Source organism: Streptomyces mayteni, assembly GCF_054783955.1.
The window spans coordinates 16,454-28,429 of the sequence record NZ_BAAGPR010000103.1 but is presented as its reverse complement, the minus strand read 5'-3'; the positions used below and the strand labels follow the sequence as shown (position 1 = coordinate 28,429).

Below are 11,976 nucleotides of genomic sequence, written 5' to 3'. Positions count from 1 at the left end.
GGGGCCGGCGAGGCGCCGGCCCGCTCGGGCGCGGCCCGGCCGCCGCCGGCCAGCCAGCGCCGCTCCGCCGCCGAGAAGTCCCGGCCGTCCAGGGCCGCCTGCCGCAGCTCGTGCCCCACCAGATCCTCCGGCTGCACCCACGTCAGCCGCAACGCCCGCCCACTCACTGCGCCCCCTCGTTCGCTTCTCCGCCCGCGCGGCGAGGGTCGCGCGTCGTGGTGGTCTGCGGCTCGGTGGCCGCGCGTGCGTCGCTCACTGGGCCTCCTCGTTCGCTTCTCCGCCCGCGCGGCGAGGGTCGCGCGTCGTGGTGGTCCGCGGCTCGGTGGCCGCGCGTGCGTCGCTCACGCCGCCCCCGCGATCGCGCCGAACAGCCCCTCGTGCGCCCGCCGGCGCTCCACGTCCCGCGCGAACACCTCGCGGGCCACCGCCGACAGCGCCTCGGCCGGCGCCCGCAGGTCGAGCCGGCTGGCCCGCGACACCTCGGAGCTCCACTCCTCGGGCACCGCCTCCGCGCCGCGCAGCGCGCCCACCACCGCGCCCGCCATGGTGGCGATCGAGTCGCAGTCCCGGCCGTAGTTGACCGCGCCGAGCACCGTGTGCCGGAAGTCGCCGCGGCCGACGAGCAGCATGCCGAGGGCGATCGGCAGCTCCTCGATGGCGTGCAGCCGGGACGGGCGGCGGGCGCCGAGCGACGGCTTCCGGTAGTCCGTGCCCACCGTGTCGAACGGCGCCACGGCCGCCCGCAGCGGGGCGAGCGCCGCTTCGAAGTCGTCGTGTCCTGCCGCCACCTCGCACACCGCCTCGATCGCCGACCTGGTGCCGTCCTTCGCCAGCGCCAGCGCCTCGGCCACCACCGACTCCGGGGTGGCGCCCGGCTTGAACGCCGCGGCCACCGCCGCCGCGAACACCCCGGCCGCCTCCCGCCCGTAGGACGACTGGTGCGCGCCCGCCACGTCCAGGGCCTCCGCGTAGGCCCCCGCCGGATTGCCGGCGTTGACCACCCCGACCGGCGCCATGTACATCGCGGCCCCGCAGTTGACGATGTTGCCGACGCCCGCCTCGCGCGGGTCCACGTGGCCGTAGTGGATCCGGGCCACGATCCACTTCTCGGCCAGGAAGATCCGCTGCAACGGCAGCACCTCCGCGTCGAGTTCGGGAACCCAGCGCGGCGTGGTGATCAGGTCGGGCACCAGGTGGTCGGCGACCGCGTACGCGTCCAGGTGGTCCCGCACCTGCTCGTAGACCCGCACCAGCGCGTGCGTCATCAGGGTGTCGTCGGTGACGTGCCCGTCGCCCTTGTGGTACGGCGCGATCGGGCGTGCGGTGCGCCACGCGTCCCGGTGGAACGGCTCGACGATGCCCCGCACCCGGCCGCCGTGCCGCTCGACGATGGCCTCCGGTGTCCAGCCCTCGACGGGGCCGCCGAGCGCGTCGCCGACCGCGGCGCCCACCAGGGCGCCGGTGGTGCGGCTCTCCAGGGAGGGAAGGGCCAGGTCGGGGAGGGGGGTGATGGGTGAGGTCATGGGAGCTCCTTGTACGGGACCTGGCATCCGCCGGGCGCGGTTGCGTTCCTTGGCCTGAGCAATACGTTGTGTAGCAGGATGACTTCGGAGTGCTCTGGTAGGGTGGCGGGGCCGCTGGGGCGATATCCAAGCCTGGGTGGTCTACCGCCGGGCTGGCGGGATGTGAGGTCTGTGGAGCAGGTGTAAGACCCTGGCTTGGGTTCGTCCCGGGGGCGGTCTGCGGCGAAGCAGAAAGGTCCTCCCGTGAGGGTAGGAATCTCCTTCGCTCGCGGAGGGGAGGAGGTCAAGCGGTGGATCCCTTCTGAGTGGCGCGGTCTTGGGCCGTGTCGCGGTCTGTTGAGGGGGCGAACGCGGCGGGCGGGGCAGAGCCGGCGGCTGACGTCGGCGTGCCCCGCCCGGCGAACGGTCCCGCGGCGAGCCGCCCGGCCAGCTCGACCAGGTCGGTGCCGGCCAGCCGGGGCAGCGCGCAGCCTGGCAGCGTCCGGCAGGCCGCCCGCCAGCTCTCGGGCAGCGCCGCGGCGCCCGAGACGGCCCCGGTCAACGCGCCGGCCAGGGCCGGCGCCGAGTCCGCCACCCGGGACAGGCAGGCCGCCGAGGGCACCGCCTCGCTGACCGCGCCGGCCGCCGCGGTGGCCACGGCCAGCGCCACCGGCACCGTCTCGGCCGCGGCGATGCCGTAGCTGTAGACGTGGTCGACGATCTCGTGCTCCAGGACCGGCACCAGGGCGAACGCGTGGCCGGCCAGGCCGGGCCCGGTGGCCACCGTGGACCTGGCCAACTCGACGGCGTGCAGCGCGTTGCGGCGGATCTCGGTGCCCTCGGGCAGCTGGCGCAGCGCCGCGTCGACGCAGGCGTCGACCGGGGCGCCGGCCAGCGCCACGGCCAGCGCGGCCGCCATCGCCCTGGCGCCGTGCACCCCGTCGCCGTCCTGCGTGTAGCGGGCGTCGAACTCGGCGAGCTCGGCGGCCGATTCGGGGTCGCCCGGGTGGACGGCGGCCAGCACCGCGGCCCGCACGCAGGCCGCGTCGTCGAAGTAGTGCGGGTTGTCGTGGCCGGTGGCGGGCGGCCGCAGGCCGGCCGCCAGGTTGCCGAGGCCGGCGCGCACCGAGATCCTGGCGCGCAGCGGGATCCGCGCCGACTCGATCTCGTCCGCCCGCTCGGCGGCCGCCGCCACCTCGTCCGCGAGGCCGGACCAGGCCAGCGCGAGCGCGGAGCGCACCCGGCCGCCGATCCCCTCGGGCGCGCCGCCGCCACTGGCCGCCGACAGCACCGAGAGCGCGGTGAACGCCGCCCACTCGGCGTCGTCCGACGGGCCGAGCCGCAGCGGCTCGGGCGGCTGGTTGAGCGCTATCGGCACGGGCAGCGTGGTGGTCGCGTTCTGCTCGGCGAAGGTGTCGAGCTCCCTGGTGAGCCGCCGCGTCCACTCCGGCAGCCGGGCCGCCCGGTGCCGCCCCGAGGGCCAGCCGGCCGCGTCCCCGGCGGCGATCCCGAGCAGGAGCCCCTCGATCCGGCGCCCGGGATCCGCCACGGCGGTCGACGCGGTCACGGCGCCACCGCCAGCACACCGTTCGGCGGCAGCGCGGGGCCGTGCCGCCCCCCGGACCGGCCGACGACGGCGTGCCGCTCCGTCATGACGCCACCTCCGCCAGGTCGTTGGACGGGCCGAGCCGCGCGGCGAGGCGGTCGGCCACCTCCAGCACGTGCCGGCCGGCCATCGAAGGCAGGCAACTGCCGCGCACCGGGCCGATCGCCGCCGCCCACTCCGCGGGGACGGCCGCCTCGCCGCGCAGCGCCCCGCACAGCGCGCCCGCGACCGCGGCCGTGGTGTCCGCGTCCCGGCCCATGTTGACGGCCGTCTCCACGGCCCCGGCGAAGTCGCCGCGTGCCGCGTCGAACGCGCCGAAGGCCAGGCCGACCGCCTCGGGCGCCAGATCGGTCCACGGGTAGCCGCCGATCACCGTGGCCGACCTGACGGCCCGCTCGATCGACAGCTGGCTCGCCCGCGGATCGCGCCGCGCCCGCCTGGCCGCCGTCACGGCCCGGTGCAGCGAGCGCGCCGTCCACGAGTCCTCGGGCACCACCGAGAGCGCGGCGAGCACCACCACGTCGGGGCTGTGGCTCACCATCGCCGCCGCCACCCCGGCCGCCACGGCCTGCCCGCCGTAGATGCCCTCCCCGTCGTGCGAGACCGTGCCGTCGATCGCCACCAGCCTGGCCGCCTCGGCCGGCCGGCCGGCGGCGAACACCCCGAACGGCGCGGCCCGCATCGCGAGCCCGTCGCTCCAGGCGTGCCGGTGCTGCGCCGAGATGGGCGCCGCGAGCCCCCGGCGCAGGTTCTCCAACGTGCCACGCTCGCTGAACCCGGCGCCCCTGAAGGGCCCCTCGTCCCGGTCAGCGATCCACTCGTGCCAGGCCGCCTCGACGTGCTCCACGGTCAGCCCCGAGCCGTGCTCGGCGAGCAGCAGCCCGGAGAAGATCGCGTACTCGGTGTCGTCCGTGCCGGCCGGGTCGTCCGAGACGAAGCCGGCGATCCGGCCCCAACGCTCCCTGATCTGGGAGGGCTTGAGGTTCTCGGCCGGTGCGCCGAGCGCGTCGCCGACGGCGAGGCCCAGCATGGCGCCCCGGGCGCGGTCCCGCGGCGCGACGGCGGCGGGCGGCGGCTGCTCGGGCACGGTGCGCAGCCGGCGCGGTGCCGGTTCCGCCTCCGGGCCCGCTTCCGCTTCCGGTTCCGGGACGGTCGTGGTGCTGGCGCTCATGGTGTCGTCAGAACTCTTTCCTGGGGGTGTGGGTGGTCCTTGGGGGCGGGACCGCGTCAGCGCTGGTAGCGGTCGAGGATCCGGTTGCCGTCGTCGGTGAGCTCGTCGCGCAGCCCCGCGAGGTCCAGGGCCCCGGCGTAGTACTCCTGGAACGCCGGGGTGGCGATCTTGTCCTTCCACTCGGGGTAGCCGCGCACCCCGAGGACGGGGGAGGGGCGCAGCTCGGCGGCTATCTCGGCGCCGACGGCCCAGCCGTCCTCGGCGGCGTTGAGGGCCGGGTCGGTCAGCGCGGCGCGGCTGGTGGGCAGCATCCAGTCGCCGAGCGCGAGGTCGACGGCGTGCTCGGGCCGGGTGAGGAAGGCGATGAAGTCGACGGCGGCCTGCTGGTGTTCGCTGTCCTCGGCGACCGAGAGGGTCTGCGGCACCACGCCCTGGGCCAGCCCGTGCTCGGGTCCGCCGGTCGGCATCGGCAGCACCGTCCACCCGAAGCCGTCGGGCGCCTGCTGCGACACCTGCTGCCGGAACGAGAAGTTGAGCGGCACCATGGCGTAGCGGTCGGCGAAGAAGCCGGGCAGCGTCTCGGAGCCCGACATGCCGAGGCTGCCCTCGGGTGCCGTGCCGTCCTCGTGGACCTGGCGGTTCACCAGCTCGGCGACGGCGGAGTCGGCCGCGTCGAAGCGCACGACGTTATCGCCGTTTCCGCCGTTTCCGCCGCCCTCCCGCCCGAAGACCTGGCCGCCGGTGGTCAGCGAGAGGTTGACCGACTGCGCCACCGGCTCCCGCATGGACCAGGCGACGCCGTAGGTCTCGGGGGTGCCGTCGTCGTCCTCGTCGACCGTCAGGGCCCGGCAGGCGGCCTCGAACTCGGCCCAGCTCCACGGCTGTTCGGTGGTCGGGACGCGTACTCCCGACGCTTCGAGCAGCCGGGTGTTGGCGATCAGCACGCGCGGCTCCTGGAGGAACGGCACGCCGTAGACGCCGCCGTCGTAGGTGGTGGTGTCCCAGGACTCGGCGGGGATGTCGTCCCGCAGTTCGTCGGGCAGCAGCCCGCTGAGGTCGGCCAGGAAGCCGCCGTTGGCGAAGTCGGTGAGGTCGGAGGCGTCGTCGTGGATGATGTCGGGGGCCTCGCCGCCCTCGAACGAGGTCAGCAGGTGGTCGTGGATGTTGTCCCAACTGCCCTGCACGTAGCGCACCTCGACGTCGGGGTTGACCGCGTTCCACTCGGCGACCAGCGCCTCGTTGGCGGCCACGGACTCCTCCTGCCAGGCCAGGCTGAGGAACTCGAGGGTGATCCGGCCGTCGTCCGCGCCGTCGTCGCCCGAGCCGGCGCAGCCGGCCGCGACGACCAGGGTGAGCGCGACGGCGGCCGCGCGGGTGGTTCGCGTGCCCATCAGCCCTTCACCGCCCCGGCGAGCATGCCGCCGACCAACCGCCGCTGGAGCAGCGCGAAGAACAGCAGCGTGGGCAGGGTGGCGAGCACCGAGGCCGCGGCCAGCGGGCCGAGATCGGCCACGCCTTCGGCGCCGATGAAGTGGGTGAGGATCACGGACATCGTCTGCTTCTCCGGTGACTTGAGCAGGACCAGGGCGAAGAAGAACTCGTTCCAGGCGGTGACGAAGGAGAACATCAGGGTGGCGACGAGGCCCGGGGTGAGCAGCGGCAGCACGACGCCGACCAGGGTGCGGAGCCGCCCTGCGCCGTCCATCGCGGCGGCCTCCTCCAACTCGATCGGCACCGCCCGCACATAGCCCTGGAGCATCCAGAGCGCGAACGGCAGGTTCCAGACCACGTAGACCAGGACGAGCCCCGGCAGCGAGTTGATCAGGTGCAGGTTCCGCAGCACCAGGAACAGCGGGATGATGACCAGCACGAAGGGGAACATCTGGCTGATCAGGATCCAGACCGTGCCGGCCCGGCTGATCCGGGAGCGGAAGCGCACCATCACGTACGCCGCCGGCACGGATATCGTCACGGCGATCAGCGCCGCGCTGGCCGCGACCAGCAGGCTGTTGAGCGCGGCCCGTAGCAGCGGCTGCGCGTCGAAGGCGTCCCGGTAGTTGTCCAGGCTCGGGCTTCTTGGCAGCCAGGTCGGATCGATGGCGCCCAGCTCCTGCGGCGACTTGAACGAGGTGGACACCAGCCACAGCAGCGGGAAAGCCAGGAAGACGAGGTACCCGCAGAGCGCGAGGTACTGCCCGGCGCGGCCGGCCCGGCGCGCCACGGTCCGTTGGGCGACGGTCATGATTCCTCCCGGAGCCGGTTCCGCAGGAACACCGTCAGCAGCACGGCGACGACGGCGACCAGCACCAGGCCCATCGCCGCGGCGTAGCCGTACTGGCCGTAGGTGAACGCCTCCTCGTAGACGAAGAGGCTCGGCAGCCTGGTCTGGCCGCCTGGCCCGCCGCCGGTGAGCACGTACACCAGGCCGAACGAGTTGAAGTTCCAGATGAAGTTGAGCGCGGTGATGGCCAGCACCACGGGACGCAGCGCCGGCCAGGTGACGGTCGTGAAGCGGCGCCAGACGCCGGCGCCGTCGATGGCGGCGGCCTCCCGCAGCTCGTGCGGCACGTTCTGGAGGCCGGCCAGCAGCACCACCGTGGTCTGCGGCATTCCGGCCCAGACCCCGACCACGATCACCGCCGGCAGCGCCAGCGACAGGTCGGTGAGCCAGTCGACGTTCTCGTCGATCAGGCCGAGCTGGGCCAGCGTCCCGTTGAGGATGCCGGCGTCCTGGTGGTAGACGAGCCGCCACATGATGCCGACGACGACCTCGGGCATCGCCCACGGCACGATGGCGAGGGTCCTGGCCAGCCAGCGGAACCGCAGGTCCTGGTTGAGCAGCAGGGCGAGCCCGAGGGCGAGCAGGAACTGCAGCGAGGTGACGGCGAACGCCCAGACCAGGCCGATCCGGAACGACTCCCTGAACAGGTCGTCGTGCCAGAGGTCCTGGAGGTTCAGCAGGCCGACGAACTGGGTGGCGGAGGTGCGGCCGGCCTGCGCGTCGGTGAACGCGAGCGAGATGCCGTAGAGGAGTGGCCCGAGGCTCAGCACGAGTATCGGGAGCAGCACCGGGAGCAGCAGGAACCACGCTCCCCGGTCGAGCCCGAGCGCCTGACGACGGCGGCCGGGGGTTCTGGGCGGCGCGGTGCCGCGGCTGCCCGGGGCGGCGTCGGCCCGGGCGGCGGTGAGACTCATGGTCACCTTCTGGGGTCGGTCGCCGGCGCGGTGGAGGCGCGCACGACGAGGCGGGGAGGGGTGGTGGTGCTCCGGGGCGCGGGCACGAGCGGGTTCCCGGCCGGAGCCTCCAGGCGGTCGAGCAGCATGCGGGCGGCGCGCCGGCCGCGTTCCGCCGAGCCGAGGTCGACGCTGGTCAGCGGCGGCCAGCCGGCCTGTGCGAGGGTGCTGTCGTCCATGCCGGCCACGGCCAGGTCGTGGGGTATCCGCAGGCCGCGGGCGAGGACGGCGTGCGCGGCGCCGAGCGCCAACTGGTCGTTGGCGCAGAGGACGGCGTCGGGGCGCGGGCGGACGGCGAGCAGCCGGTCGGCCGCCGCCCTGCCCTGTTCGATGCCGAAGTCGGTGTGGACCACGAGCTCCTCGGCGTACGGCAGCCCGCGGGCGGCGAGCGCGCCGCGGTAGCCGAGGTCCCGGTTGTGCCCGGGGACGGTGTCGGGCGGGCCGCCGATGAACGCGATCCGGCGCCGCCCGGTGTCGTACAGGTGCCGGACGGCGAGCGCGGCGCCGGCGACCGAGTCGGCCCGGACGCTGTCCACCAGGCCGGGTTCCGGCAGTGAGCCGATCACGACCACGGGCCCCGCGGCGGCGGCGAGCGCCGCCAGGTGCGCGTCGGTGATCCGGATGGGGCAGATGATGAGGCCGTCGCTGGTCCGGTCGCCGAGGCTGCGCAGCACGGCCAGCTCGTCCTCGGCCACCGCGTCGGTGGAGTGCAGCAGCAGGCGGTAGCCGGCGGCCTTGGTGACGGCCTGGATGGCCCTGACCATCGCCACGTAGACCGGGTTGCCGATGTCCGGCATGGCGAAGGTGAGTTGCCTGGTGCGGCCGTCCTTGAGGGAGCGGGCCACCGCGTTGGGTACGTAGCCGAGCTCGGCGGCGGCCCGGCGCACCCGCTCGGTGGTGTCCCGGCGGGCGCCCTGGCCGTTGAGCACGCGGGAGACGGAGGCCGTCGAGACGCCCGCGCGCTCCGCGATCGACACGATGGTCGGTTGTCCGCCGTTCGACATCCCATCCATCCCTTTTGGTCTGGGAATTCCGCTTGTTGTAAACGTTTCCAGCGGCTGTAATCGTTTACAGATGTTGCTGCCGTGTTTCCCGGCCCGTCAAGGGGTGGACATCGATTGATACCGGCTCGACATCGGCCCGACACCCTTACGTCGGGCGGTGGTTGACGAATCCTCAGGCGTCGCGGCGTTCCGCTTCGGCGGTCAACAGGCCGAGGTCCTCGGTGGACTTGGCCAGCAGGTCGTGCATCGCCGACTCGGCGCGGGCCGCGTTCCGGTCGCGGACCGCGTCGACCACCGCTCGGTGGCTCGGTACCGGGTCGCCGGCCGCCGGGTGGGCGTGCACGAGGCGGTCACGCTCCCGCAGCCCCGGTTCGAGCAACAGGTCGAGCCGGCCGAGGAGTTCGTTGCCGGTGGCGGCCAACAGCGCCCGGTGGAAGGCGGCGTCGGCCTCGGCCGCCGCGGCGGAGTCGCCCTGGGCCCGTGCCATCGCGGCCAGCGCCGCGTCGAGCGCGGCCAGGTCGGCGTCGGTGCGGCGCAGCGCGGCCCGGCGGGCGGCGGCCGGCTCGACTATGGAGCGCACGTCGGCCAGGTCGCGCAGCAGCCGCTCCGCGTCGCCGCCGACGGTGCGCCAGTGGATCACGTCCGGGTCGAGCAGGTTCCAGGCGGAGCGGGCGCGGACGAAGGTGCCGCGCTTCTGCCTGGCGTCGATCAGTCCCTTCCCGGCCAGCACCTTCAGCGACTCGCGCATCACCGTGAGGCTCACGTCCAACTGCTCGCCGAGGGCCCGCACGTCCAGCGTGTCGCCCTCGGTGAACTCGCCGCCGACGATGCGGGCGCCCAGGTGGTGCACCACCTGCCCGTGCACGCCGCGGGCTGAGTAGGCCGCCATGACGGGCTCCCGGAGGTGTGTGGCGAGGACCTGGTCCGGCCAGTCTAGCGTGGACATTATTTATGAATAGTTCTTGACAGTGCGATAACCCGATCGCACGATGAAGCCATCCCGACCAGCCCAGCCGTCCCCCGACGAGCCGAGCCGCACCCCGCAGGAGCCCGCATGCTCGCCGCGCACTGCCGCGCACCCGCCCCGCCGCTGGCCGGACACCTGGCCATGGGCAGCCCCGCCGGCACCCCGCGCCCCGTCACCGTGGACAGCCGCAGCCTGCGCCGCGACGGCCGGCCCTGGCTGCCGGTGATGGGCGAGTTCCACTTCAGCCGCTACCCGGCCGCCGACTGGCGCGAGGAACTGCTGAAGATCCGCGCCGGCGGTGTCGACACCGTCGCCACCTACCTGTTCTGGAACCAGCACGAGGAGGAGCGCGGCGTCCTCCGCTTCGACGGCGGCCTCGACGTCCGCCGCTTCGTCCGGCTCTGCCACGACCTCGACCTCGCGGTCGCCGCCAGGATCGGCCCCTGGGCCCACGGCGAGAGCCGGCTCGGCGGCTTCCCCGACTGGCTCGCCGCCGAGGACTGCGCCCCGCGCACCGACGACCCGCGCTACCTGGCCCTGGTCCGCCGCTACTTCACCGCCATCGCCCACGAACTGCGCGACCTCTCCTGGTTCGACGGCGGCCCGGTGGTCGCCGTCCAGGTCGAGAACGAGCTCTACGACCAGCCCGACCACCTCGCCACCCTGCGCCGCCTCGCCGAGGACGCCGGGCTCCGCGCCCCGCTGTGGACCGCCACCGCCTGGGGCGGCGCGCTGCTCCCGCCCGACCTGCTGCTGCCGCTCTACGGCGGCTACCCCGAGGCGTTCTGGGAGGACGCCACCCAGGGACCGGCCACCCACATCAGGCGCCACTACTTCTTCAGCCCGATCCGCGACGACCACGCGATCGGCGCCGACCTGCGCCCGACCGGTCCGCCGGACCAGCCGGCCGCCGCGGCCTCCGCCACGCCAGACGACCGCCGCCACCCCTACGCCACCTGCGAACTCGGCGGCGGCATGGCCATCGCCTACCACCGCAGGCCCGCCATCGCCCCCGCCGACATCACCGCACTCGCCCTCACCAAGCTCGGCAGCGGCTCCGTCTGGCAGGGCTACTACCTCTACCACGGAGCGTCCCAACACCCCGGGCGCCACCACCCGGGACAGGAGTCGCACGACACCGGCTACCCCAACGACCTGCCGCGCGTCAGCTACGACTTCCAGGCCCCGCTCGGCGAGTACGGCCAGGCCAGGCCCACCTACCACGCGCTCCGCGCCCAGCACCTGCTGCTCCGCGCCTGGGGCGACCAGCTGGCCGCCATGCCCTCCCGGCTCCCCGAGACCACCCCGGCCGGCCTCGACGACCGCGACACCCCGCGCTGGGCCGTCCGCTCCGACGGCGAGCGGGCCTTCCTGTTCGTCAACAACCACCAGCCCCACGAGCCGCTGCCCGACCGGCCGGGTGTCCGCTTCGCCGTCACCCTCGCGCACGGCGAGACCGTCACGCTGCCCACCGAGCCGGTGACCATACCCTCCGGCGCCCACTTCGTCTGGCCCGTCCGCCTCGACCTCGGCAACGCCGCCCGCCTCGACTGGGCAAGCGCCCAGCCGCTCACCCGCCTCGTCCACGACGACGCGCCCCTCACCGTGCTCGCCGCCACCGCCGGCGTCACCCCCCGACTCGCCTTCCCAGCCGGCACCCAGGTGCGCGGACCGGCCGACGCCGTGCGCGTCACCGCCGACGCCGCCGGCACCCTCGCCACCGTCACCGCCCCGGGCACCGGCGCCCTGCTCACCGTCCGCGCCGCCACCGGCCCGGGACACGCCAGACTGCTGGTGCTCGCCGCCGACCAGGCGGCCCGGCTCCACCACCTCAGGATCGCCGGCGCCGACCGGCTGCTCCTGTGCCCGGAACCCGCCCTCGTCGACGGCGACCTGCTCCGCGTCCACGCCCCCGCGGGCGACACGGCGCTCGCGCTCTTCCCCGCGCCCCGGGAGCTGACCGGCCCCGGACTCCAACCCGCCGGCGCAGACGGCGTGTTCACCCGCTGGACGCTCACCACCCCGACCGTCGGCGCCCCCACCGTCGCCGCCCTCACCACCACCGCGCGCCCCGCGCCGCCCCGCACCGGCGGCGCGCACGGCCGCGCGTCAGCCCCCGCCGACGCCGACTTCGCACACGCCGCCCACTACCACCTCACCCTGCCGCCCGACGCCTTCGCCGGCGAAGGCGAACGGCTGCTGCGCCTCGCCTACACCGGCGACGCGGCCCGCGCCTACGTCGCCGGCCGACTGATCGCCGACCACTTCTGGTTCGGACCCGACTGGGAGATCGGCCTCCGCAGGCACGCCGCCGAGGCCGCGGAACACGGCGTCGAGATCCGCGTCCTGCCACTCGCCGCGGAGACCGCCGTCCACGTCGCCCCCGACGCCGAGCCCGGCCTCGCCGCCGCCCGGCACACCGCCCGCCTCGACGCCGCGGCCCTCCACCCCCTCCACCCCGTCACCCTGCGCCCGAGCCCCTGAACGTTCCT

Annotated in this window: 9 protein-coding genes and 1 pseudogene; 1 reads left to right on the top strand and 9 read right to left on the bottom strand. The window is 74.7% G+C overall.

The window, feature by feature from the left end; translation table 11 throughout:
* The 9 genes and pseudogenes from ACYVPE_RS31750 to ACYVPE_RS31710 form a co-directional block, all read right to left on the bottom strand.
* Positions 1-167: pseudogene (locus tag ACYVPE_RS31750) on the bottom strand (ADP-ribosylglycohydrolase family protein); the annotation flags it as partial.
* A 174-nt stretch (positions 168-341) separates the two neighbouring features.
* Positions 342-1,523, bottom strand: coding sequence for an ADP-ribosylglycohydrolase family protein (locus tag ACYVPE_RS31745; protein WP_461037228.1), 1,182 nt, complete (start codon positions 1,521-1,523; stop codon positions 342-344).
* A gap of 283 nt (positions 1,524-1,806) precedes the next feature.
* The gene (locus ACYVPE_RS31740) at positions 1,807-3,069 is read right to left on the bottom strand and encodes an ADP-ribosylglycohydrolase family protein (RefSeq protein WP_461037227.1); all 1,263 of its coding nucleotides are present in this window, start codon (positions 3,067-3,069) and stop codon (positions 1,807-1,809) included.
* A gap of 82 nt (positions 3,070-3,151) precedes the next feature.
* Complete coding sequence (locus ACYVPE_RS31735; protein WP_461037226.1) at positions 3,152-4,279, bottom strand: ADP-ribosylglycohydrolase family protein; 1,128 nt, start codon at positions 4,277-4,279, stop codon at positions 3,152-3,154.
* A 56-nt stretch (positions 4,280-4,335) separates the two neighbouring features.
* Positions 4,336-5,670 carry an ABC transporter substrate-binding protein gene (locus ACYVPE_RS31730; RefSeq protein WP_461037225.1) on the bottom strand — a complete coding sequence of 445 codons (1,335 nt, stop codon included), beginning with the start codon at positions 5,668-5,670 and terminating at the stop codon, positions 4,336-4,338.
* Positions 5,670-6,521 (bottom strand): carbohydrate ABC transporter permease, encoded by an 852-nt coding sequence (locus tag ACYVPE_RS31725; RefSeq protein ID WP_461037224.1) that lies wholly within the window; start codon positions 6,519-6,521, stop codon positions 5,670-5,672. The genes ACYVPE_RS31730 and ACYVPE_RS31725 overlap by 1 nt, the downstream gene beginning before the upstream one ends.
* On the bottom strand, positions 6,518-7,474 hold the full coding sequence (locus tag ACYVPE_RS31720; RefSeq protein WP_461037223.1) for a carbohydrate ABC transporter permease: 957 nt from the start codon (positions 7,472-7,474) through the stop codon (positions 6,518-6,520). Before ACYVPE_RS31720 ends, ACYVPE_RS31725 begins: the two co-directional genes overlap by 4 nt.
* 2 nt (positions 7,475-7,476) lie before the next feature.
* A complete protein-coding gene (locus tag ACYVPE_RS31715) occupies positions 7,477-8,517 on the bottom strand; it encodes a LacI family DNA-binding transcriptional regulator (protein WP_461037222.1) in 1,041 nt (346 codons plus the stop codon).
* A 172-nt stretch (positions 8,518-8,689) separates the two neighbouring features.
* A complete protein-coding gene (locus ACYVPE_RS31710) occupies positions 8,690-9,406 on the bottom strand; it encodes a FadR/GntR family transcriptional regulator (protein WP_461037221.1) in 717 nt (238 codons plus the stop codon).
* A gap of 165 nt (positions 9,407-9,571) precedes the next feature.
* On the opposite strand from ACYVPE_RS31710, the gene ACYVPE_RS31705 reads away from it, so the two are divergent.
* Positions 9,572-11,968, top strand: a complete 2,397-nt coding sequence (locus ACYVPE_RS31705) for a beta-galactosidase (RefSeq protein ID WP_461037220.1) — start codon at positions 9,572-9,574, stop codon at positions 11,966-11,968.
* Positions 11,969-11,976 lie beyond the last annotated feature (8 nt).

Excerpts from the sequence above, each read along its gene's own strand:
- ACYVPE_RS31725 (WP_461037224.1), bottom strand. The coding sequence starts at position 6,521 with ATGACCGTCGCCCAACGGACCGTGGCGCGCCGGGCCGGCCGCGCCGGG.
- ACYVPE_RS31715 (WP_461037222.1), bottom strand. The coding sequence starts at position 8,517 with ATGTCGAACGGCGGACAACCGACCATCGTGTCGATCGCGGAGCGCGCG.
- ACYVPE_RS31745 (WP_461037228.1), bottom strand. The coding sequence starts at position 1,523 with ATGACCTCACCCATCACCCCCCTCCCCGACCTGGCCCTTCCCTCCCTG.
- ACYVPE_RS31710 (WP_461037221.1), bottom strand. The coding sequence starts at position 9,406 with ATGGCGGCCTACTCAGCCCGCGGCGTGCACGGGCAGGTGGTGCACCAC.
- ACYVPE_RS31735 (WP_461037226.1), bottom strand. The coding sequence starts at position 4,279 with ATGAGCGCCAGCACCACGACCGTCCCGGAACCGGAAGCGGAAGCGGGC.
- ACYVPE_RS31705 (WP_461037220.1), top strand. The coding sequence starts at position 9,572 with ATGCTCGCCGCGCACTGCCGCGCACCCGCCCCGCCGCTGGCCGGACAC.
- ACYVPE_RS31730 (WP_461037225.1), bottom strand. The coding sequence starts at position 5,670 with ATGGGCACGCGAACCACCCGCGCGGCCGCCGTCGCGCTCACCCTGGTC.
- ACYVPE_RS31720 (WP_461037223.1), bottom strand. The coding sequence starts at position 7,474 with ATGAGTCTCACCGCCGCCCGGGCCGACGCCGCCCCGGGCAGCCGCGGC.